The sequence below is a fragment of the Shinella agrisoli genome, from assembly GCF_046557955.1.
GTDB lineage: Bacteria > Pseudomonadota > Alphaproteobacteria > Rhizobiales > Rhizobiaceae > Shinella.
In genome coordinates this window covers 1-22,353 of the sequence record NZ_JBJIEP010000040.1, presented here as the reverse complement: position 1 = coordinate 22,353, position 22,353 = coordinate 1, and the positions used below count along the sequence as shown (strand labels likewise).

At 63.5% G+C, this 22,353-nt stretch carries 21 protein-coding genes, 1 tRNA gene and 1 pseudogene; 12 read left to right on the top strand and 11 right to left on the bottom strand.

Going from position 1 to position 22,353, the window contains the following annotated elements; all coding sequences use genetic code 11:
* Positions 1-129: 129 nt before the first annotated feature.
* Positions 130-1,350, bottom strand: a complete 1,221-nt coding sequence (locus ACIIOY_RS25680) for an ROK family protein (protein WP_411037516.1) — start codon at positions 1,348-1,350, stop codon at positions 130-132.
* 243 nt (positions 1,351-1,593) lie between these two features.
* Here ACIIOY_RS25680 and xylF point away from each other — a divergent pair, with 243 nt between their 5' ends.
* The 5 genes from xylF (at position 1,594) to ACIIOY_RS25655 (ending at position 5,610) form a co-directional block, all read left to right on the top strand.
* On the top strand, positions 1,594-2,634 hold the full coding sequence (gene xylF / locus ACIIOY_RS25675) for a D-xylose ABC transporter substrate-binding protein (RefSeq protein ID WP_411037515.1): 1,041 nt from the start codon (positions 1,594-1,596) through the stop codon (positions 2,632-2,634).
* A 215-nt stretch (positions 2,635-2,849) separates the two neighbouring features.
* Entirely contained in the window at positions 2,850-4,163 is a 1,314-nt protein-coding gene (locus ACIIOY_RS25670) for a sugar ABC transporter permease (RefSeq protein ID WP_411037514.1), read from the top strand.
* A 14-nt stretch (positions 4,164-4,177) separates the two neighbouring features.
* Positions 4,178-4,963, top strand: coding sequence for an ATP-binding cassette domain-containing protein (locus tag ACIIOY_RS25665; protein ID WP_411037513.1), 786 nt, complete (start codon positions 4,178-4,180; stop codon positions 4,961-4,963).
* Between the two features lie 197 nt (positions 4,964-5,160).
* Positions 5,161-5,237, top strand: a tRNA-Arg gene (locus ACIIOY_RS25660).
* 205 nt (positions 5,238-5,442) lie between these two features.
* The gene (locus ACIIOY_RS25655) at positions 5,443-5,610 is read left to right on the top strand and encodes a hypothetical protein (RefSeq protein ID WP_411037512.1); all 168 of its coding nucleotides are present in this window, start codon (positions 5,443-5,445) and stop codon (positions 5,608-5,610) included.
* 250 nt (positions 5,611-5,860) lie between these two features.
* Here the strand turns inward: ACIIOY_RS25655 and ACIIOY_RS25650 are convergent, their stop codons facing one another.
* The 6 genes from ACIIOY_RS25650 to ACIIOY_RS25625 all read right to left on the bottom strand — a co-directional run bounded on the left by ACIIOY_RS25650 (position 5,861) and on the right by ACIIOY_RS25625 (position 12,922).
* A complete protein-coding gene (locus ACIIOY_RS25650; RefSeq protein ID WP_411037511.1) occupies positions 5,861-6,229 on the bottom strand; it encodes a hypothetical protein in 369 nt (122 codons plus the stop codon).
* 142 nt (positions 6,230-6,371) lie between these two features.
* Positions 6,372-8,009 carry an ABC transporter ATP-binding protein gene (locus ACIIOY_RS25645; protein ID WP_411037510.1) on the bottom strand — a complete coding sequence of 546 codons (1,638 nt, stop codon included), beginning with the start codon at positions 8,007-8,009 and terminating at the stop codon, positions 6,372-6,374.
* Entirely contained in the window at positions 7,999-8,697 is a 699-nt protein-coding gene (locus ACIIOY_RS25640) for an ABC transporter permease (protein ID WP_411037509.1), read from the bottom strand. The genes ACIIOY_RS25645 and ACIIOY_RS25640 overlap by 11 nt, the downstream gene beginning before the upstream one ends.
* A 182-nt stretch (positions 8,698-8,879) precedes the next feature.
* Entirely contained in the window at positions 8,880-9,848 is a 969-nt protein-coding gene (locus ACIIOY_RS25635) for an ABC transporter permease (RefSeq protein WP_411037508.1), read from the bottom strand.
* Between the two features lie 52 nt (positions 9,849-9,900).
* On the bottom strand, positions 9,901-11,328 hold the full coding sequence (locus ACIIOY_RS25630) for a C69 family dipeptidase (RefSeq protein ID WP_411037507.1): 1,428 nt from the start codon (positions 11,326-11,328) through the stop codon (positions 9,901-9,903).
* A 46-nt stretch (positions 11,329-11,374) separates the two neighbouring features.
* Positions 11,375-12,922, bottom strand: a complete 1,548-nt coding sequence (locus ACIIOY_RS25625; protein WP_411037506.1) for an ABC transporter substrate-binding protein — start codon at positions 12,920-12,922, stop codon at positions 11,375-11,377.
* A 151-nt stretch (positions 12,923-13,073) separates the two neighbouring features.
* Between ACIIOY_RS25625 and ACIIOY_RS25620 the strand changes: the two genes are divergently transcribed.
* Positions 13,074-13,865: a helix-turn-helix domain-containing protein gene (locus ACIIOY_RS25620; protein WP_411037505.1), complete on the top strand. Its 792-nt coding sequence runs from the start codon at positions 13,074-13,076 to the stop codon at positions 13,863-13,865.
* Between the two features lie 73 nt (positions 13,866-13,938).
* Here the strand turns inward: ACIIOY_RS25620 and ACIIOY_RS25615 are convergent, their stop codons facing one another.
* Positions 13,939-14,724 carry a 3-methyl-2-oxobutanoate hydroxymethyltransferase gene (locus ACIIOY_RS25615; protein ID WP_411037504.1) on the bottom strand — a complete coding sequence of 262 codons (786 nt, stop codon included), beginning with the start codon at positions 14,722-14,724 and terminating at the stop codon, positions 13,939-13,941.
* Entirely contained in the window at positions 14,721-15,749 is a 1,029-nt protein-coding gene (locus ACIIOY_RS25610) for a sterol desaturase family protein (RefSeq protein ID WP_411037503.1), read from the bottom strand. Before ACIIOY_RS25610 ends, ACIIOY_RS25615 begins: the two co-directional genes overlap by 4 nt.
* A gap of 200 nt (positions 15,750-15,949) precedes the next feature.
* Here ACIIOY_RS25610 and ACIIOY_RS25605 point away from each other — a divergent pair, with 200 nt between their 5' ends.
* A complete protein-coding gene (locus tag ACIIOY_RS25605) occupies positions 15,950-16,273 on the top strand; it encodes a MurR/RpiR family transcriptional regulator (RefSeq protein ID WP_411037502.1) in 324 nt (107 codons plus the stop codon).
* Here ACIIOY_RS25605 and ACIIOY_RS25600 read toward each other — a convergent pair.
* Positions 16,252-17,262 carry a LacI family DNA-binding transcriptional regulator gene (locus tag ACIIOY_RS25600; protein WP_411037501.1) on the bottom strand — a complete coding sequence of 337 codons (1,011 nt, stop codon included), beginning with the start codon at positions 17,260-17,262 and terminating at the stop codon, positions 16,252-16,254. The genes ACIIOY_RS25605 and ACIIOY_RS25600 overlap by 22 nt on opposite strands.
* A gap of 213 nt (positions 17,263-17,475) precedes the next feature.
* Between ACIIOY_RS25600 and ACIIOY_RS25595 the strand changes: the two genes are divergently transcribed.
* The 4 genes from ACIIOY_RS25595 to ACIIOY_RS25580 all read left to right on the top strand — a co-directional run bounded on the left by ACIIOY_RS25595 (position 17,476) and on the right by ACIIOY_RS25580 (position 21,416).
* Entirely contained in the window at positions 17,476-18,498 is a 1,023-nt protein-coding gene (locus ACIIOY_RS25595) for an ABC transporter permease (RefSeq protein WP_411037500.1), read from the top strand.
* Between the two features lies 1 nt (position 18,499).
* Positions 18,500-19,282, top strand: a complete 783-nt coding sequence (locus tag ACIIOY_RS25590) for an ATP-binding cassette domain-containing protein (RefSeq protein ID WP_411037499.1) — start codon at positions 18,500-18,502, stop codon at positions 19,280-19,282.
* A gap of 23 nt (positions 19,283-19,305) precedes the next feature.
* Positions 19,306-20,298 carry a substrate-binding domain-containing protein gene (locus ACIIOY_RS25585; RefSeq protein ID WP_411037498.1) on the top strand — a complete coding sequence of 331 codons (993 nt, stop codon included), beginning with the start codon at positions 19,306-19,308 and terminating at the stop codon, positions 20,296-20,298.
* A gap of 86 nt (positions 20,299-20,384) precedes the next feature.
* Complete coding sequence (locus tag ACIIOY_RS25580) at positions 20,385-21,416, top strand: LacI family DNA-binding transcriptional regulator (protein WP_411037497.1); 1,032 nt, start codon at positions 20,385-20,387, stop codon at positions 21,414-21,416.
* Positions 21,417-21,632: 216 nt separating this feature from the next.
* On the opposite strand, the gene ACIIOY_RS25575 is transcribed toward ACIIOY_RS25580, so the two are convergent.
* Positions 21,633-21,836: an ATP-binding protein gene (locus ACIIOY_RS25575; RefSeq protein ID WP_502226624.1), complete on the bottom strand. Its 204-nt coding sequence runs from the start codon at positions 21,834-21,836 to the stop codon at positions 21,633-21,635.
* Between ACIIOY_RS25575 and ACIIOY_RS25570 the strand changes: the two are divergent.
* Positions 21,796-22,232 (top strand): annotated as a pseudogene (locus tag ACIIOY_RS25570) (transposase); the annotation flags it as partial. The gene ACIIOY_RS25575 and the pseudogene ACIIOY_RS25570 sit on opposite strands and share 41 nt — an antisense overlap.
* Positions 22,233-22,353: the final 121 nt, after the last annotated feature.

The window sequence follows — 22,353 nt, the reverse complement described above, 5'->3', positions numbered from 1 at the left end:
CGCCTGCCTGCACCGGCCGGGATGCGCATCCCGGCCGGTGCATCCAGTAAACCACACTTCTTCCACACAAGCCCGAGCATGACGGAGGAGAGGATCGCGGTCGAATTGGAGCCGGACCAGGCGTATACCCTAACCCCCGACCGCCTTCGCCGCTATGATGTCGTGATCCATCTCCGCCAGCGCCCGGTCGAGATGGCCTTCCAGCACAAGCGTCGCCTCCTCCGGCACGACGGTGATCGGCGGCGCGCCGAACAGCCGCACCTGCTGCGACTGCGCCAGCCCCTCCTCCAGGCCGCGCTGGATGAGGTCGAAATAGCGCGTGCCGGGGCCGGTGATGGCGATCGGCATGTTCTCGTAGAGGCTCACCATGCGCGAGAGCCCCTGCCCCAGCGCAAGGCCGGCCTGCCGGAACGCGTATTCCGACATGCGGTGTCCCTGCCGGGCGCGAAGCGCGATCTTGTCCATCTCGGCGAGCGGCACGAACTTGGCGGGAATCGTATCCGGCGGCACTTCGAAGGCCGTGCGCAGGATGCCGTAGAAACCGGCGGAGGCCTCGATGCAGCCCCGCGAACCGCAGCGGCACAGCTTGCCGTCCGAGGAATTCAGCATGTGCCCGAAATTCGGCGCCGTGACCGACAGCTCGCCTGACCGGTCGAACCGCGCGATGCCGAGGCCGATGCTATGGCCGAGGGAGAGCGCGGCAACCGCATGCAGGTTTTCGGTGCCCGCCCGTTCCATGCGCAGCGCCATGGCATGGGCGACAAGCAGCGTTTCGTTCGAAAGCAGGATCTTCGCCGGCCAGCGCGGCTGGAGCAGCGCCGCGAAATCCACCTGCTCGGCCCCGAAGACCGGCGACCAGACGAGCCGCGCGGAAACGGGATCGACAAGCCCCTTGCTGCTGATCGAGACGACCAGGACCTCTTCCCGCCCGATCCGGGAACGGTTCACGAGCTTGTCGAGCGCGGCCGCGAACCCTTCCGCAAAAGGCCGCGTCGAGCTATCCGCATGGTTGCGCGCCTCCTCGAACCGGTCGATGAGCGTGCCGCCGTAATCCGCCAGGGAATATTGCACGATGTCCGAGGAGATGCGCACGGCGATGAGATAGCCGGCGCCGCGCCGCTGGCCGAAGATGACGCGCGGCCGGCCGCGCGAAGCCGAAGCCTGCTGCTCGCGCCGCTCCAGCACCTCGGCCTTTTCAAGCTCGGCGGTAATGGCCGAGACCGTCGCCGAGGCAAGACCGGTATGATGGGAAATGTCCGTGTGGGCGAGCGGCCCATGCCGGCGGAGCGACGCGAGGACGAGGGCGCTGTTCTGCTGACGCACAAGCTCCGTGCTCGACTTCACCAGCATCTCACGCTTCCGCCTTCATAAGCTGCAACACATGCCCCTCCCAAAGCATCTGTCACGCCGTCGTTCAAGGCCTTTCCAAACCCCGTGTTGACAGCCTGGGAAAGTTCTGACATTTATTTTCTCGACTGTCGAGAAAAAAGTCCCGGCGTCGCCGGGAGGGGCATCGAGGCAGTATTATCGTGGCCGGTCGTTGATTGGACGGGAGGTTCGTCCGGGTGGCCGGTGTTCACTTGGGAGGATAATATGAAGTCCGTTCTGAAGCTGATGGCAGGGGCTGCCATCATCGTTTCCCTCAATTCCGTGGCGCATGCCAAGGACCTCGTCGTCGGCGTTTCCTGGTCGAATTTCCAGGAAGAGCGCTGGAAAACCGACGAAGCCGCCATCAAGGCTGCGCTCGAAGCCTCCGGCGACAAGTATATTTCGGCTGACGCCCAGTCCTCCGCCGCAAAGCAGCTGACCGACATCGAGTCGCTGATCGCCCAGGGCGCCAACGCCCTCATCGTCCTGGCACAGGATAGCGACGCCATCGGCCCGGCCATCGAGAAGGCCGCCGCCGAAGGCATTCCGGTCGTCGGCTACGACCGCCTGATCGAGAATCCCGCCGCCTTCTACATCACCTTCGACAACAAGGAAGTCGGCCGCATGCAGGCCCGCGAAGTGTTCAAGGTGAAGCCGGAAGGCAACTACGTCTTCATCAAGGGCAACTCGGCCGACCCGAACGCCGACTTCCTCTTCGCCGGCCAGCAGGAAGTGCTGAAGGAAGCGATCGACGCCGGCAAGATCAAGAATGTCGGCGAGGCCTATACCGACGGCTGGAAGCCGGAAAACGCCCAGAAGAACATGGAGCAGTTCCTGACGGCGAACGACAACAAGGTCGACGCGGTCGTCGCATCGAACGACGGCACGGCGGGCGGCGCGATCGCCGCGCTTGCCGCGCAGGGCCTTGCCGGCTCCGTCCCGGTCTCCGGCCAGGACGCCGACCATGCCGCGTTGAACCGCGTCGCGCTCGGCACGCAGACCGTCTCCGTCTGGAAGGACTCGCGCGAGCTTGGCAAGCGCGCCGCGGAAATCGCGGCCGAGCTCGCCGGCGGCAAGACCATGGACGAGATCGAGGGCGTGACCACCTTCAACGGCGGCCCGAAGGGCGTCGAGATGAAGTCGGTCTTCCTCGCGCCGCTGCCGATCACCAAGGACAACCTGAACGTCGTCATCGACGCCGGCTGGATTTCCAAGGAAGCGGCATGCCAGGGCGTTGCTGCCGGCTCGGTCGCCGCCTGCAACTGAGCTGGAACCATCCGGAACCGACCTGACCATTGCCGGGCGCCGCAACGTCAACCGTTGCGGCGCTTGCGCAAGGTGGGCGGCGGGCGGAGGATGAAGCGGCACAGATCCTCGAAGCGGGATGGGGCAAGTGGGAGGCGGTTTTCCGTGCCATCCGCTTGAACCCGGAACCACGCCCGAACGACACGTTCAACCAGAGTGAGGGGGACGGCAAGACCATGGCCGACATCACGAATACCGCACATGCCAATCGCGCGCGATCGGCGAGCGAGAATCCGGTGAAGCGCTTCTTCCGCGCAACCGAGATCGATACGCGCCTGCTCGGCATGGTCGGCGCGCTGCTGATCATCTGGATCGGCTTCAACATCCTGTCCGGCGGTCTCTTCCTGACGCCGCGCAACCTCTGGAACCTCTCCGTCCAGACCGCTTCCGTCGCCGTGATGGCGACCGGCATGGTGCTCGTCATCGTCACGCGCAACATCGATCTTTCGGTCGGTTCGATCCTCGGCTTCGTCGGCATGATCATGGGCGTGCTGCAGGCCGAGCTGCTGCCGCAGCTTCTGGGCTTCAACCATCCGGCCACCTGGATCGTCACGCTTCTCGCCGGCCTTCTCCTCGGCGCGGCGATCGGCGCGCTGCACGGCTCGATCATCGCCTTCCTCAACGTGCCGTCCTTCATCGTCACGCTCGGCGGCCTTCTCGTCTGGCGCGGCGCCACCTGGTTCGTCACCAGCGGGCGCACGGTCGCCCCGATGGACGCCACCTTCCGCCTGATGGGCGGCGGCACCGAGGGCTCGATCGGCGCCACGGCGAGCTGGGTCGTCGGCATCCTCGCCTGCATCGCCATCGTCGCGACGATCGCCAATTCCCGCAAGCAGCGCAAGCGCTTCGGCTTCCCGCTGCGCCCCATGTGGGCCGAATATTTTCTGGTCGCCGTCAGCTGCGCGCTGGTGCTCGGCGCCGTCGCGGTCGTCAACAGCTATCCCTGGCCTGTCGCCATCGCCCGCCGCTATGCGGACGCCAACGGCATCGTCTGGCCCGACGGCGGCCTGTTCATCCCGCACGGCATCGCCATTCCCGTGCTGATCGCCATCGCCGTCGGCATCGTCATGACCTTCATCTCGACGCGCCTGCGCTTCGGCCGCTACGTCTTCGCGCTGGGCGGCAACCCGGAGGCAGCGGAGCTCGCCGGCATCAAGACGCGCTGGGTGACGGTCAAGATCTTCGCGCTGATGGGCATGCTCTGCGCCATCGCCGCCGCCATCTCCACCGCCCGCCTCAATGCCGCGACCAACGCGCAGGGCGAGCTCGACGAGCTCTACACCATCGCCGCGGCCGTGATCGGCGGCACGTCGCTCGCCGGCGGCATGGGCACCATCGCGGGCGCCATGCTCGGCGCCCTCGTCATGCAATCGCTGCAATCGGGCATGGTGCTGGTCGGCATCGACACGCCGTTCCAGCGCATCGTGGTCGGCATGGTCCTCGTCGTCGCCGTCTGGCTCGACACGATCTACCGCGCCCGCGCCAAGTAAGAGGAGCCCACCCAATGACGGACACCCGTACGCCCCTCGTGGAGATGAAGAACATCTCCATCTCCTTCGGCGGCATCCACGCCGTGGACAATGCCTCGGTCGATCTCTATCCCGGCGAGGTCGTGGCCCTGCTCGGCCACAACGGCGCCGGCAAGTCGACGCTGATCAAGATCCTCTCCGGCGCCTACAAGCGCGATGCCGGCGAGATCCTGATCAACGGCGAGCCCGCCGACATCAGCAACCCGCGCGACGCCAAGAAATACGGCATCGAGACGATCTACCAGACGCTCGCCGTCGCCGACAACGTCGACGCGGCCGCCAACCTCTATCTCGGCCGCGAGCTCAGGACGCCCTGGGGCACGCTCGACGACGTGGCGATGGAGGCCAAGACCCGCGAGGTGATGGGCCGCCTCAATCCGAACTTCCAGCGCTTCAAGGAGCCGGTGAAGGCGCTCTCCGGTGGCCAGCGCCAGTCGGTGGCGATCGCAAGGGCGATCCTCTTCAACGCCCGCATCCTCATCATGGACGAGCCGACCGCCGCGCTCGGCCCCCAGGAGACGGCGCAGGTCGGCGAGCTCATCAAGCAGCTCAAGAAGGAAGGCATCGGCATCTTCCTGATCAGCCACGACATCCACGACGTCTTCGACCTCGCCGACCGCGTGTCGGTGATGAAGAACGGCCAGGTCGTCGGCCACGCCCGCACCGAGGATGTCACCAAGGACGAGGTGCTCGGCATGATCATCCTCGGCAAGGTCCCGGAAATGGCCATCCCCGGCCCCGGCGCCATGCAGACCGCCTGACCGACCGCCTCATCCGGCCGGACCATCCCAAATGTATAGGAGCCGCCCGCACGACGCCGGCGGCTCCTTCATTTAAGGGCGATCGGAACCGCCCCAACCCGGAAGAGATCGCCTTTCCGCATTTTCCCGATTGAAGCCCGCCCGCAGCTAGGCTAAGAACCCTCTCATCGGACAGGCGAGTCATCGCCTTGCGGCAAGCACCCGTAGCTCAGCTGGATAGAGTGTTGGATTCCGATTCCAAAGGTCACAGGTTCGAATCCTGTCGGGTGCGCCACCGAACTAACTGACATCATTGATTTATCAGTCTTTGCTTGATATATAATTTAACGAAAATAAGCTAGCGCAGTCCTATCCCAGTCGCATTTTTGTGTTCGAAAAAACTCAAGCTTTTCAATGCCGGTGAGGTTTGTGCGGGACGCCCGTTAGCACAGTCTTAGCGCAGTCGCGCTATCGTAGTAACACCATTGGAAACCGGGTTCATGTTACAGCGTACCAAGCAGCCATTCGTTCTTTTCCAGCGCCCAGGCACGAAAAACTGGTCCATGCGATACAGCATGGACGGCAAGCAGATAAAAAAATCCCTGCAAACGCCTGACGAAGCCGAAGCTCTTCGCCTCGCAAATCAGATCTGGCACGAGCAGACCTAAGCCGCCGCAAAGGCGAGCCTCGTGAGCGTCACGCCGCGAGCACGGTTTGCATGCAACGGCTCTCCCTCATGTGAGAAGGCAAGACGAAGCCCCGACGCGCGCGCCACCTTCTCCGCATCTTCGCGCCGCGTGTCTCCGCCCGGTCCACGCGGCTCGTTCGGTTCATGGCGCAGAATCATCATCAGAAGACCGTCCGTTGCGAGAAGACGCGCAAGATTGGGCATGCGCGAGCGCGTATCGCTGAGCCAGGCTATTCGCGGTGAAGGATGAAGCTCCACACCGGTGGCGCGCAGATAGTCCGTTGGCTCGAAGGCAAGCACCGAGTGTCCTTGCGCGGCGAACCAGGCCGCATCGCGCCCCGTACCCGCGCCGACGTCGCGGGCTGCGCGGGCAGCAGGTGCGCCAAATGGGCATACACGTCAGTTGACGAAATCTCTTCGAACGATCGGACCAAGTGCGGCGCATCGCGCGCATAGCCTTCGAGGACGTTTGCGGGCTCCATCCGATCCGGACGTTCCGCACCATCCTGCGATAGAACCTCGGAAGGATTGTGGTTGCAATAGCCCGAAAGCCGAATGCCGATCCAGTTCAATGTGAGCCGGGCGGCGGTCGCGGACATTCTGGACGTCCTTGCTCGACACAATCCAAGAATCCCTAAGCGACGCTGAAGGGCGCGAGCGGAGTCGTAGCTGCAGCGGCCACCGCTATCGCTTCAGAGCGCACTTACATCTTTCTCGTCGCCAAGTTCATGAGGCAAGCCGCTACCCTTGCGGTAGTGTCGATCCATCCGACGTACGACGTTGTCGACGCGCCAGCAGGCGGGTCAGCCAGTCCGGGTCGATCTCCGGCACCGAGGCAAGGAGCCGGTCGGTATAGGGCGGATAGGGCGGTGACAGCACGCTGTCTTTCGGGCCTTGCTCGACGATCCTGCCGCGGTTCATCACCACGACCTCGTCGGCAATGGCCCGGACGGTGGCGATGTCATGGGTGATGAACAGATAGGTCATGCCGGTTTCGCGCTGCAACTGCATGAGGAGCTGCAAGATCTCCCCCTGGATGATCTGATCTAGAGCGGAGGTGATCTCGTCGCAGATCATCAAATCCGGCTTTGCGGCCAGCGCCCGCGCGATCGAGACGCGCTGCTTCTGGCCGCCCGACAATTCGGCCGGAAAGCGATCGGTGTATTTCGCGCCGAGCTCGACCTGGTCGAGCAGCTCACCGATCCTGCGCTCCCTCTCCCGCCCCTTCATGCCGAAATAGAGTTCCAGCCGTCTTCCCACGAGATCGCCGACACGCTGGCGCGGATTGAGCGCCGTGTCGGCCGACTGGTAGACAAGCTGGATCTGGCGAAGCTGTTCCCTGCTGCGCTTCTCCACGACCGGGGGCAGCGCCGTGCCCTTGAACAGAACGTCGCCTTTCGCCGGCCGCAGCAGGCCGCTGACCACGCGCGCGAGCGTCGACTTGCCCGATCCGGACTCGCCGACGACGGCCAAGGTCCGGCCCCGCGGCACCGACAGCGTGATGTCATCGAGAACCTTGAACCGACCGTAGGCCGCGTCGACATTTCGCATGTCGAGGATGACATCGTCCCTCGGGGATGCGGGCTTGTGCAGGTGCCGCACTGACCAGAGCGACTTCGTATACTCATTGCGGGGTGCGGCGAGCATCTGGCGGGTGGGCGCCTCTTCGACCTCGGCGCCATGGCGCAGCACCATGATGCGGTCCGCCATCTGCGAGACCACGGCGAGATCGTGCGTGATGTAGATCGCCGCCGTTCCGTGTTCCTGAACCGCCTTGCGGATTGCGGCGAGCACCTCGACCTGGATCGTCACGTCGAGCGCGGTGGTCGGTTCGTCGAAGATGATCAGGTCCGGCCGGCACACCATGGCCATCGCGGTCATCGCGCGCTGCAATTGCCCGCCGGAGACCTGATGCGGATATCTTCGGGCAAGCTGCTCGACGTCAGGCAGCTGCAACTGGCGAAATAGGTCGAGGGCGTTCCGCCTTGCCTGCCTGCGAGGCACGCCCATGTCCAGAACCGCCGTCTCGATTATCTGATCCATGATGCGATGGGCCGGATTGAATGCCAGGGCGGCGCTCTGGGCGACATAGGCGATACGGGTGCCGCGCATGGCCCGCAGCTGCCGTGGCGGCAATTCCAGCAGGTCGATCCCGTCGAAGACGACCTTGCCGCCCGCGATCCGGCATCCCGGCCGTGTGAAGCCCATCGAGGCGAGGCCGATCGTCGACTTGCCCGCCCCGGATTCGCCGATGACGCCGAGGACCTCGCCCTTGCGGAGCGTCAGCGATACGCCGTCGACGATCGGTTGCCAGCCATCGGCGGTCTCGGCCTCGATCCTGAGATCGCTGATGCGGAGGAGAACGTCTTCATTGGTCATCGCGCAGCCCGCTCGCATAGTGAAGGAACCAGTCCACGACGAAGTTGACGCCGATGGCGAGGATGGCGATCGCCGCGGCGGGAAGAAGCGGCGTCACGTCCCCGTAGGAGATAAGCGTCGCGTTCTCGCGCACCATCGAGCCCCAGTCCGCCGTCGGCGGCTGGATGCCGAGGCCGAGGAAGGAAAGCGCCGATATGGTCAGGACCACGAAGCAGAAGCGCATGCCGAACTCGGCGACAAGCGTGGAAAGGATATTCGGAAGAACCTCGTGGAAGACGATCCAGACGAGGGAATCGCCGCGTGCCCTCGCATCCTCCACGAAATCCATCACCGCCACATTCATCGCGACCGAGCGCGAGAGCCTGAACACGTTCGTTGCGTCGGCGATGCCGATGATGATGATGAGGTTGACGACCGAGGAGCCGACGACCGACAACATGACGAGGATGACGATCAACTGGGGCAGCGCCATGATGGCGTCCACGATCCGCGACATCACCACGTCGACGATACCGCCCAGAACGGCGGAGACGATCCCCAGCGTCGTCCCGATGGCGAAGGTCAGCACGGTCGCGGCCAGCGAGATGGCGATCGTGTTGCGCGCGGCATAGATCATACGCGAGAAGATGTCGCGGCCGAGCTGGTCGGTTCCGAGCAGGAATTTCTCGCTCCAGGGATCGAAGGGCACTGAGGAGACGACCTCAGCCTGGCCTTAGGGTGCTATGAGCGGCGCAAAGAGCGCGATGAGGGCATAGAGGACGATGATCGCGAAGCCGAACCAGGCGGCCGGTGTGGTGCGCCGGAGCATTGCGGCGATCCTCGAAGCTTCCGGCCTTGCGTCCGTGCGTCCGGGTGGTTGCTGCAACATCGTCATCGGGGGTGCAAGAGCCTTGGGTTCGTGGCGATCGCGACAAGGTCGGCGATCAGGTTCAGGAGGATGTAGGTCAGTGCGAAGAGAAGCGCGCAGGCCTGGACGACCGGCACGTCGCGTGTCCTGACCGCGTCCACGAGGGCCTGCCCGATACCGGGATAGACGAACACGGCCTCGATGATCACCGTGCCGACGATGAGATAGGCGAGGTTGAAGGCGACGACATTGGCGATCGGGGCCAATGCATTCGGAAGGGCATGGCGCAGGACGATCCGCAAGGGCGGAGCGCCCTTGAGCCTGGCCATCTCGACATAGGGGCTGCCGAGCACGCCGATGATGGCCGCGCGGGTCATGCGCATCATGTGCGCCACGATGACAAGCGTCAGGGTGATGACCGGCAGAGCCAGATTCTCCAGCGTTTCCGCGATCCCCATCTGCGGCCTCACCGTCGACAGCGGCCGGAACAAGGGAAACTTGACCGCAAGCAGAAGGATCAGCACATAGGCCACGAAGAATTCGGGCACGGAGATCGTCGTCAGCGTGCCGGCATTGACGGACCGGTCGAACCAGGAATTGCGCCAGAGCGCGGCGGCGATCCCCAGCGAGATCGCAAGCGGTATCGCCACCGCCGCCGTCAGACCCGCCAGCACAAGCGTATTCCACAGCCGCGGCTTGATGATGCTCGCGACGCTTCTTTCCGCGCCCGGACGCGAGGAGAACGAGTTGCCGAAATCGCCCTTCACCGCACCGCCGAGCCAGGCGACGTAGCGCTCGGTCGCGGACCTGTCGAGGCCGACCTGCTTCTGGAATGCGGCCACCGTTTCCGGGGTCGCCGACTGGCCGAGCACGGCTTTCGCGAAGTCGCCGGGAAGCAGCGCCACGCTGGAGAAGATCAGGACCGAGACGATGAAGAGGGTGAGGACGGCGAGCGCCATGCGCTCCAGTATGGTTTTCAGGATCAGGCGCATGGAGGCCTCCAGCCCGGCATGCCGGCGCGGCCGCCGGCCGCTGCCGTGGCGCTCACCAGACCTGCTCCGGCGCGGCGGGCTTGGTGCTGCAGCCGATACCGTGGAGCGCACGGGTGCGGATGTCCAGCGCCGCCGCAAGCTGCTCCGCCGAATCGAGGGCTTTGACGAGCTCGGTGCTTGTGAAATAGGTCAGCCACCGCGCCGCCAGTGCGGGCTCGCCCGCATCGAGCAGGAGCCGCGCCGTGCGCAGGACATCGGCGGTCGCCGCCAGCAGCCTGCTTTCGCAGGCTTCCCAGAACGCCGTGACTTCCGGCAGGAACTGCTCGCTGTGCTGGAAGACCAGGTTGAGGAGGCGCTTGAACACATATGTCGCCGATCGCGTGGCCTCGATGCCTTGCGGGACGATGGAGACCTTCTCATCCGAAAAATGGTCGTCCAGGAACCGCTCCGCCTCTCCTTCGGTGAGGTAGCGATGCAGCCTGAACTCTGCGGGAACCTCGCTCACGCCCATGAACACCGGAACGAAAGGTGCCGCGACGGCGCCGATCTGCGTGTGCCATACCGTCCGCAGTTCCGCATAGGCCGTATCGAGGAGCGGCACGACCTGTCCGTAGCCCGCCGTATCCCCCGTCAGCCGTTCCGTTCTCACGGCCCAGATGACATCCTCGATCGTGATCTTCCCGGGCCGCCGGGCGCGTGCCTTCATCTCGTCCTCGATCCAGCGAACGCCGTCCCATCTGCCCTGTCCGTCGCCGTAGATCCTGTTGACGTTGAAGGCCTCGCCCGCCGCCGGGTCGAACCAACCCTGCGACACAGCGAAATCGACGAGATTGGGCGAATAGAGGAAATCGGGCGAATCCGGTTGGCCGATCGGAATGTCCTCTATGTAGCCCGGCCGGGATGCCCGGATGGAATCGTCCCCGAGCCGTTCCGCTGCCCATAGCCCCTGCCCGCCCGCGAACTGGATGACGACCCAGGCCTCCGTGGAATCGGCGATGATGTGGGAATTGCCGCCATAGGTGCTATGGCCGTACCGCGCCATGATCTCGGCCATGATCCTCACGCCCTCGGCGGCGCTCCTCGCCCGCTCGAGCACGATGCGGGCGAGATCGCTGTAGTTGGGGCCTGTCTGGTCCCTCGGCGTCATCGCCACGAGCTCCGGACGGGAGGGCGACCAGATGTCCCGCACCGCGACGCCATGCTCGTTCAGGCCGCCATTGGTCAGCGGCGCGGGCGTGCCCTTGTAGTAGCTGTAGTTGACCCGGATGTGCCGCGCGGTCTCTCGCGCCTGCGGTATTTCGCTCATGATGCCGGGCAGGTCGGCCTGCGGCGTGACCCCCACCTTTATCGTCGCCCCTTCGGGATGGCTGCGCCGTTCCACCACGTCGAGCCAATGGCTGGACGGTTCGTCGCCATAGCCGGCCAGATAGGCGATGCCATCAGCCGTGTGGTTCTTTCCGATATAGATGCCGTAGCTCATGCCATGATCCGAATTCGAGTTTCCATGCATTGCCGGAGGCGGACGGTCAAACCATCCACCACCGTTCGGCGATCCGGCCGCCATCGAAGCCCGTATTCGAAGCGATGGGTCCGTGCGCGATCGACTGGTTGCGCGCCGAAACCGCATTCGCGAAGGCGAAGACCAGTGCCCCGCCCTCGTCCCGGACGATGGCCTGCATCTGGCTGTACATCGCCCTTCGCTTGCCGTCGTCGAGCTCGGCTGCGGCGGCAAGCCGGAGCTTCTCGAATTCCGGCTGGGTCCAGAACGTGTCGTTCCACGGCGCTCCCGGCGCATAGCCGATGGCGAACATCTCGCTTTCCGTGGGATAGCCGCCCCAGTAGGCGGCGCAGAACGGCTTTTTCAGCCAGATATTGTCCCAGTAGCCGTCGCCCGGCTCGCGCACGACATTGATGTTGATCGAGGCCGCGCGGGCGTGCTCGGCGAAAAGCACCGCCGCATCGGTCGCGCCCGCGAAGGCCGCTTCCGAGGTGCTGAGATCGACATCGAGGCTCGACAGGCCCGCCTTCTTCAGATGGAACTTCGCCTTGTCGGGATCGTAGGCGTTCTGGGCAAGGCTCGTGTCCTGGTACCGATAGGATGGACCGATGGGGGTGTCGTTTCCGATCGTGCCGTGGCCGAGCAGGATCTTGTCGAGCATCTCCTGCCGGTTGATCGCATGCTTCACCGCGCGCCTGACATCCACGTTGTCGAACGGTCCGACATCCGTGCGCATCGGGAAGGAGTAGTGCAGCGGCCCCGTCGTCTCCTCCACCACGATGCCGGATTGCCGCTGGAGGAGCGCGACGGTCTTGAGATCGACTTCATCGATGGCGTTCACCTGCCCGGTGACGAGCGCATTGATGCGGGCCGTCGCGTCCGGGATGCACAGCAGCTCGACCTCGTCCGCGAATGCGCGGTCGCTGCGCCAGTAGTCGGGATTGCGCACGAGGAACGAGCGGACGCCGGGCTCATGCTCCCTGAGCAGATAGCCGCCGGTACCGTCGCGCGACTGCCAGTCCATGCCGCCACCGCTCGCCGCCGGATAGATGGTGAAGCCGGGGGTGTTGAAACTCGCCGGCAGGTCCGCATTCGGCTGCGAGAGCGTGATGACCACGGCGTTCGGGCCGTCGGCCTTGATATCGGCGATCTGCTTGGCGATGGGCGCCACGAACGACGTGGAATCCGCCTTCCGGTGGTGATCGATCGATGCGACGACGTCGTCCGCGGTCAGCGCCCTGCCGCTGTGGAACGTCACGCCCTTGCGCAGCGCGAATTTCCACGTCCGTGCATCCTGGCTGTCCCAGCTCTCGGCAAGGGCAGGCCCGACGGAGCCGTCGGGCAGGATCTCGGTCAGGGTGCTGGTAAACGCGTAGGCGAGATACCATTGGTAGGCGTTGGTCAGGAGCCCGGGGTCGGTGGAGTCCGTCGTCGATCCCTCGCGGGTGGCGATGACCATGCGGCCGCCCCGCTTCGGGGTTTCGGCACGCGCATTCGCGCCGAGCATCAGCAGTGCGCCGGTGGCGGCCGATGCGCCGAGGAAGCCCCGCCGTGTGATGGAAGTACGCTGTCTCATTGTCGGTCTCCTCGTTCCCCTGTTGTCGTTGTCGAGCAGATGTCCGATGGGGAGCCTATGAACGGGCCGATTGCGCGGCAATGCCGCAATTTTCATTGACTTTACGCCATTATCAGCGAACCTGCGCAAAAGAGCGCAAGGAAATGTCGCAGTGGAAAACGATTTTTCGGAAAAGCTCCGCAAACTTTGTGCGCACTATCGCTCCGTATCGGAAGTCTGCCGCACGTTCGGCTTCAACCGGCAGCAGTTCGACAGATACCTGACCGGCAAGGTCCGCCCCTCCCATCACAACCTGCAGCGCATCGCCGCCGGCTTCGGCGTGGACATCGACGAGCTCATGGACCCCGCCCTGGAGATCGGCTCGCCCACGAGGCTGAAGCGCGTGTCCGGGCGTGACCGTTTGAACCAGTTGATGGACCGGGCCTTTCCCGGCGACCTGAAGCGCATGCGGGGGATGCTCGGATATTACCACATGCACTTCCTGGTGCCGTACGATCCGGGTTCGGTGACACGGTCGCTGGTCTATCTCTACGAGCAGGAGGGCAAGATCTGCAGCAAGACCATCGAAAGGACGAGGCCGACGGAGGACCCGCAGGAGATCCTGAAATACGAGGGCATGGCGAGCTTTTTGGGAAACTGCATCTTCCTTCTGGAATTCGAGACGCTATCCGCCGACACCATCGTCGAATCCATCCTGTTCCCGTCCTACCGCAAACGGCTCGACATCCTCACCGGCCTGACATTCGGCGTCACCTCGCACGTCTACCGGCAACCGTTCGCATCGCCGATCGCCTGGAAATATCTCGGCCGCGCGGTCGATCTCAGGGAACAGATTGGCGCCTGCGGCTCCTACAGGATGAACGACCCGCGCATCGACCCGCGGATCCGCAAATACCTTCAGCTCGCCGGCACCTCCGGCACGCTGAGCCTCGGCCCGACGTGAACAGAGGGATCAAAAGCCCTGCTTTTGTTTAGGCGCTGATGAGAGTCGAACCGCGGGCCAACCGGGCACGCGCCTAGCCGACCAGCGCCTTCGCGTCCGTCAAGATATCCTCACCCACGTGAACCTCGTGCTGCTTTTCAGGATAGCCGCCCGTGCGAACGTCTTCGGCGAAGGCGCGAAAGGCTTCGACGCGCAGGCGTTGCAGGCGCGCCTCCTCTAAGGCAAGGTCGGCGTAGCGCTTGCCGTGGCGCGGCATGCGGCTGGTGCCTGTGCCGAGCACATCGCAGGAGAAGAGATATTGCGCATCGCAGACCGCGCCGCAGCCCATGCCGAGGGTGAGCAGCGGGGTCGAGCGGGTGATCCAGTCGGCGATCGCGACGGGGACGACCTCCATCTCCACGGCAAAGGCGCCGGCCTGCTCGTAGTCCTTGACCTTGCGGTAGATGGCGGCGGCCTCCTCCGGCGTCTTGCCGACCGAACGGTAGTTCGTCCAGGTCGACCAGCGCGGCACGAGGCCGACATGGCCGCTGACGGGAATGCCCTCCTTCGCCATGGCCTCCACGAGGCGAAGGGAGCCCGCGAAATAGAGACAGCTCGCCCCCAGCTCCATCGCGCGGAATCCCTCGCGGATGGCGCTTGCCTCGTCATAGATCACGCCCTGTGCGTGGCCCGCCTGAATGAACACGTTGGGCGCCGCGGCACGTAGCTTCGGCAACTCGGCGTCGACCTCGCTGGTGAACATCTCGATACCCACCTCGCTCGCCGCCGCGGCTTCGGCGGCGCTGTCGACATGCATAGTGAGGATCTGGCGGACGCCCTTGAGGGCCCTGAGATCGGCGACGGTCAAAACGCGGGTCATGCCTGGTTTCCCTCCTGTGCGGATTTCTTGGCCTTCATGCGCTGCATCTTCCTCTTCCAGCGCGCATCCATGGCCTCATCGCCGGCCCTGGTGCCGTCGTGCCAGGTGCCGAACCAGCGGTCGAGCGGGATCAGCCCGTCGGCGTAGTTCACCTCGAAATACTTGTGGTGGAGGTAGTGGGCGAAGGCATGCGTATCGACCGCGCTCTCCTCGCCCGTCTCGATCTTGTCGAAGCCGACATGGCCGACGACCGCGCCGAAGCCGGCAAGGTGCAGATGGTAGAGGGCGACGAGCGGATGGGAATGGATGAAGAGATGGACCAGCACGCCGGAGAAGTAAAGCAGATGCTCGACCGGGTGCATGGAGAGCGAAGACCAGGGGCTCGGGTTTATCGAATTGTGGTGGACAGAGTGAATATATTTATAGAGGACCGGCGAGTGGATCGCGCGGTGCACCAGATAGAAATGCAGCTCGTGGAAAGCCGGCGTCAGAAGCACGATGGCGGCGAGCCACCAGGGGCTGGTGGCGAATTCCGCCATGGGCGCATAGCCGTTGGCGAAGGCCCATAGCATGCCGACTTCGAAGGCCGTCCAGATGGGAACGCCGGAACCGAAGCTGCGGATCATATTGTCGATGTTCTGGGACTTGAACCAGAAGACATCGCTCTTCGTATCGCCCGGAAAGACGGGGTTGTACTTGAAGCGGCCAGCCTGGCGGCGCTTGATGTAGAGCAGCAGCTCGAACGCACCGTAGAACAGGAAGACGGCAAGGATGTTGCGGGCCAGGATCGCAAGGATCCAGCCCGGCGCGAGCGTCTTCATCGTCTCCATGTCCGGCGTCAGGAAATACCAGAAGGCCGCGGCCGAGGCCATGAACACTACGTTCCACGGCAGGAAGTAGCTCGGCAACCATTTCAGGAAGGCGACCGGCTGCGGTGGAAACACGAAGACGGGCGGATTGGTGAGCGGTTCGTTCGGCTTCCAGTGGCCGCGCTTGTCGCGCTTGCCGAATTGCAGATCGTCCATTGTCTCATCCCGATGGTGGAGCGAAGGTCGCGACGAACGCCGACGCGACCAGCCATTGCGTTTTATCAACATCACAATGAGGCATATCGCGCAAGATAGAATGCCTCATATTGACGCGCTTTACATCAAATGCATCATTATCGTCATGATGGACACCGCAGTGCGGCGAGCACGGCCGGGAATTCCGCGCGGTCAGGGAGGTGGGAATCGATCCGCAGAGCATCGAACATATCAAGGCCGAGATCGTCGCCGGACGCCTCCGTCTGCCGGGCAAGCTGACTGCCCTCGCCCACTGGACGTTCGAGAATCCGGCAGAAGTCGCCCTCGCCACCGCGCTCTCCCTCGCTCGGCAATGCGACGTGCCGCCATCGGCGGTGCAGCGTCTTGCGAGCGCGCTCGGCTTTACGGGATTCAGGCGGATGAAGGCGGCCTACCGGGTCCACGCCGCGCGCCAAGCCGCGCGTGGCCGGAGCTTCCAGCAGCGCATGCTTGCACTGGACCCTCAGGCGGAAAGCGTCGAATAGAGCGGCAGGTTAAACTTCGTATAGAGCGCGAAGTCGGCAAGGCTTGCCTCGTCCACGGTCAATTCGTTCCGCGCCGCCTTGATGGCCTTGCCGAGAAGGTCCTCCGGGTGCTGGGAGATGACAAGGTGAATGGCGTCGTCGCGCATGAGCGGCACCGTCACGCAATTGGCCTCATGCGTCATGACGAACACGTTGCCGCAAAGCCCCGCCTCCTGCAGCGCGGAGACCATGCCCTGATTGCCGCCACCCACATTATAGATCGCGGCGATGTCGGGATTTTCCGCAAGAAGGCGGCCGACCGCCGCTTTCGTCTGTTCCGGCGAGTCCTCACCCTTGACCGCATCAGTCAGCCGGACCGACGGGAAGAAGGCCCTGAGGTTCGAACGGAAACCGATCTCGCGGTCCTCGTGGCAGGTGAAAGCATGGTCACCGAGAACGACGCCGACGACCGGCGCGGGCCGTTCGCGGAGCAGGTTGCCGATCATGAAGGCAGCCGTCTGGCCGGCCATACGATTGTCTATCCCGATGAAGGCATCACGCGTATCGACCGGCAGATCCGAGACGAGCGCCACGATCCGCTTGCCCTCACGCCGCGCGCGCAGCAATAGGGCATGCAGATGCGGGCTACGCTTGGCCGTCAGGATCAGCGGGCGTTCCGGATTCCGGCACGCCCGCTCGACGGCCTCATAAACCTCGTCATCCGACTTCTGGTTCATGTCGAGGAGGTTGAGGCCGAGCTTGCCGCGGGCGGCGGTCGTCGCGAACTGCTCCGCAAGTCCCTTGCCCAGGCGATAGATGATGTCGATCTCTTCGCCCGCGGTTGTGCGGGGCGTCAGGGCCTCCGGCACGCTGCCGAGCCGGATCATCGCCTCCTCGATCGCCTTCTGCGTCTTGGGATGAATGTTCCCGCGTCCGTTGAGCGCCCGATCGATCGTCGCCCGCGAGAGGCCGGTGGCACTGATTATATCCTTGATCGGCACGCGCCGCATGGCACAGTCTCTCCATTCGCCTCAAAACAGCTCATTTCTGCATAGCGCCGGGCCGATGCCACGGCAAGAACCCTCATCCTTGATAGGAAATCCCTCCGCCATGAAATTTCAGATTGACGAAATACAAGCCTGAACTGAATGTCTCATTAGAGGAGACATTTTGACGCATTTGAGCGATGCGGCTCATGCACAGATGATGGAGGAGCTTTCACCGTGCAAACCAACGCCATTCCCACGGCTGCAAACGAGAAGGATGGCGCCGCAATCTCGGCCAAGCGTCCGGAAAAATCCTTCTTCGACAAGCTGATGTTGCGGCCCGAATCCGGCGTGGTCATCGCCGCCGCCAGTGTCTACCTTTTCTTCTCGGTCTTCGCACCGCATTTCTTCTCGGACCGGGTGGCTTCCAACCTTCTTTTAAGTTCGGCGACGCTCGGCATCATCGCGGTGGGCGTGGCGACGCTGATGATCGCCGGCCAGTTCGACCTTTCCGTCGGCTCGGTCTACGGCCTTTCCGCCGGCCTCGTCATCCTGGCGATTAATGCCGGCGTCCCCTCCCCGCTCGTCCTGCCGATGATCCTAGTGATCGGGCTCTGTATCGGCACCATCCACGGGCTGCTCGTCACGCGGCTCGGGATCCACTCGCTGATCATCACGCTCGGCGGGTTGATGTTCTATCGTGGCGTGCTGCTGGCCATCACACAGGGCTTTCCCATCCGCCTTCAGGCACCGGACCCGTTCCTGCGCGCCTTCGACTTCATGTTCCTCGGCATTCCCGGGCCGTTCTTCTGGTTCATCGGCCTCGTCGCCATCTTTGCCTTCGTCCTCACCTCGACGCGCTTCGGCAACTGGCTCTTCGCAGCCGGCGGCTCGGCGGAAGCGGCGCGCGGGATGGGCGTTCCGGCCGAGAAGGTGCAGGTCATCGCCTTTGCCCTCACCTCCATGATGGCCTGCCTTGCCGGCTTCGTCTCCGTCGCCCGCTTCTCCAGCGTCGATGCGCTGCGCGGCCAGGGCATGGAGCTCGAAGCCGTTCTTGCCGTCGTCGTCGGCGGCGCGTCGCTGAACGGAGGATACGGCAGCATCGTCGGCGCCTGTCTCGGGGTCCTTATCATCGCCATGATTCAACAGGGCCTGCTCCTCATGGGCATCTCCGCCTACTGGTACCAGGCGGGCATCGGCCTCCTGCTCATCGTCGCCGCCGTGGTCAATCAACGCGTCAGAATTAGGAATGGGGTGTAATATGCCGGTTTCCAACGAAACACCGCTTCTGGAACTGCGTGATATCTCCAAATCCTTCGGCCGTGTCCATTCGCTGCGCGGCATCAACATGGACGTCCGCCCCGGCGAGGTCCTCGGCCTTCTCGGCGACAACGGCGCCGGCAAGTCTACCCTCATCAAGGTCTTTGCCGGCGTGCACCAGCCGACGTCCGGCCAGATCGTCTGGAACGGCGAGGAAACCGTGCTCGACAGTCCACGCACGGCCATGGCGAAGGGCATTTCCGTCGTCTACCAAGACCTCGGCATCATTCCGCTCATGAGCATCTACCGCAATTTCTTCCTCGGCCGCGAGGAAGAGGTCGCGGTCAGGCTTCCCGGCTTGCTGGTGCTGAAGAAGCGGGAAATGCGCGAGATCGCCCGCAAGTCGTTGTCCCAGCTCGGCATCCACATCACGGACGTCGACCTGACGGTGGCACGCCTTTCCGGCGGCGAGCGCCAGTCCATCGCCATCGCCAGGGCCGTGCACTTCCAGTCGAAGCTACTCATCCTCGACGAGCCGACGGCCGCGCTCAGCCTGAAGGAAACTGCGAAGGTGCTGTCCTATGTGCAAGAGGCCAGGCGCCAGGGCGTCGCCGTCGTGCTGATCACCCACAATATCGCTCATGCCTACGAGGTCTGCGACCGGTTCACGGTGCTCTACCACGGTAAGGTGGCCGAGACGGCTGCCAAGGAGGATATCTCCGAGGCCGAGCTTGCCAATCTCATCAATACGGGTATGCGGGCCGGCGTCCGGCTCGCGGTTTGAAGCGACCAGGGAGGAGAGAGATCATGGTCAATTCGTTGAAGACGTCCGCGCTCATCGCGGGCACCGCACTGGCAGGCTGCCTTGCCGCGACCGGCGCCCTCGCGCAGGATCGCTGCGAAGGCAGGAAACCCTATCTTATCTACTATGCGACCCATGCCGTGGCTGATCCGGTCTGGGCCACCGTGAAGCGGGGTGCCGAACAGGGCGCGCAAGACAATTGTCTTGAGATCAAGTGGACACAGGACGACAAGTTCTCGGTCGAGACCACGATCAACCGCATGGAAACCGCCATCACCGAAAAGCCCGACATGCTGGTGATCACGGCGACGGACCCGACCGCCATGCGTCCGACGGTCGAGAAGGCCAAAGAAGCCGGCATTCCTGTCATCGCGATCAACACGCTCGACCCGGCCCCCAAATCCGAGCGGCTGCCCTATCTCATCGGCATCGGCGCCGACCTCTACCAGTCGGGCGTCGCGGCGGCCGAGCAGGTGCTGAAGGTCAACCCCAAACCGAAGCACGGCATCGTGCCGAACCATGCGCCCGGTCATGTCGGCCTCGAAGCCATGGCCAAGGGCTTCACCGATACGCTCGCCAAGGCAGGCGCCAAGACGGAGGTGCTGGCTATTGGGTCGGACGTCTCGCAGACGGCCGCCTCGCTCTCGAACTATTTCCTGGCCAATCCCGACACCGACGCCGTCTTCTGCATGAATGCGGGGCCGTTCTGTTTCGAGACCCTGCTGGATGTCGAGCGCCGCGAGAACCTCAGCAAGTCGATCACCAATGTCTCCTTCGATGTCTCCACGGCCCTGCTCGGCGCCATCGGTTCGGGCGAAGCGGTGGCCGGCGTCGATCAGCTAATGTACCTGCAGGGCTATCTGCCGACGGTCATCACGCGGACCTATCTCGACTACGGCATGCTCCCGGATGCCGACATCGTGACCGGTCCGGCGATCATCGACACGTCGAACCTCGACAAGGTGAAGTTCCGCGTGATGGAGGCGGGGCTGAACTGATCATCTGAGGTTTCTCGCACGCCGGAAGGCATGGGCCGGCGCATCCGGCCCATGCCTCCTTTCCACCACAAGACAGAGAGGCAAGATTGGCAACGCGGCCGACCATTTCGGACCTCGCCCGGGCCGCGGGCGTGAGCGTCGCCACCGTTGACCGCGTCCTCAACGGCCGCCATCGCGTGCGCGAGGAAACGGCGCGACGCGTCTACGACGCCGCCAATGCGATCGGCTATCACGCCATCGGCCTCTTGCGCCAGCGCGTCTTCCAGGACCTGCCGCAATATAGGCTGGGCTTCGTGCTCCAGCGCCCGCAGCAACATTTCTACCAAGCATTCGCGCAGGAGCTGAAAGTCGCCTGCAACAACAATCGCACCGCCCGCCTCATACCCCAGATTGCTTTCGCCGAAATGCAGACCCAGTCCGCCATCGTCGAAACGCTCTATCGGACCGCACAGATGAGCGATGCCGTCGCCGTCGTGTCTCCGGATTACGCGGGCCTTTCCATCACCGTCGATGAGATCAAGAGGAAGGGCATTCCCGTCTTCTCGTTGCTATCGGACATCGCATCGGGGATTCGCGACGGCTATGTTGGCCTGAACAACCGTAAAGCCGGGCGGACCGCCGCCTGGATGATCGCAAGGGGCGCCAAGTCCCCTGGAAAGGTCGCGATCTTCGTTGGCAGTCACCGCTTCACAGGGCACGAATTGCGCGAAGTCGGCTTCCAATCCTACCTCCGGGAACACGCCCCTGGTTTCGAGGTCCTCGACACGTTCGTCAATCTCGAGACCAGCGAGATCACCCACGAGACCACCGTCAACCTGCTCAACGAGCATCCCGACCTTGTCGGCCTCTACATTGCGGGCGGAGGAATGGAAGGGGCGATCTCCGCAATTAGAGAAGAGGGTTTTCCCAGGAAACTGCAGTTAGTCGTCAACGAACTGACGCCCGAGTCGAGAAACGCCCTGTCTCAAGACATCGTGACCATGGCCATTCATACCCCGCTACCGGCACTTTGCAGAGAGCTCGTCGCATTGATGATCACAGCCATGTCCAAACCCAAGACGGCGGTCCCCGGGCAGACCTTCCTACCCTTCGATATCTATCTTCCGGAGAACATCTGACGTCCTTGAAATCTCACGGGACTCCACAGCGTCTTTGCGGGATAAGTGCATCGCACCGCATCACCAAAGGCTACGGATGTCAATCAGCATAGAAACGGGACCCCTTATCGGTTTCCAAAACGCCTCCTTCTAGTTGCGTGGGGTTTAGCGCGCGTAGGCCTGGAGCTTTTCATTTAGCGCAAGGGCCTGCGGCGCGAGTTGTTTGTCTTTCCGGCTTTAGCTTTGAGAGCGGTTTTTGAAGCGCCAGGATTCATTCCCGGTTTCCACGATCTCACAATGGTGGGTGAGTCTGTCGAGCAGAGCGGCGGTCATCTTGTGACCTTGCCCCAATGAAATAATCCATTTTGAAGTAAGCTCTGGCCATTGAGAGGACCAGGGAGTGAAGCGCAGGCGTTTCACGGACGAACAGATTATCGGCATTCTGAAGGAGCACGAGGCGGGCACGCCGGTCTCGGCGCTGTGCCGCAAGCACGGTGTCAGCGATGCCAGCATCTACAAATGGAAAGCCAAATTCGGCGGCATGGACGTGTCCGAAGCGAAGCGGCTGAAGACGCTGGAGGATGAGAACACGAAGCTGAAGCGGCTTCTGGCGGATGCGATGCTGACGCCCGCAGCCAAGCGGCGAGTTGTCGCGTATCTGATGAACATCGGATGAGCGAACGGCGGGCGTGTAAAGTCATCGGTTTTTGCCGGATGACGATCCGTTACGAAGCGAGACGCGACGACGATCAGGGCCTTCGCGAGCGTATGAAGGCGTTGGCGCATGAACGTCGCCGCTTCGGATATCGACGCCTTCAAGTGCTGCTTCGGCGCGAGAGTCTCGGACATTGGAGCAAATAGCGGAGCCGCTCGCCCATGTTTTAGAGTCTGATGCTCTCATGTTGAAGCGTATCCTGCGTTGATGAGATAGTTTCGGCATTCGTTTGGGGAGAAGCAT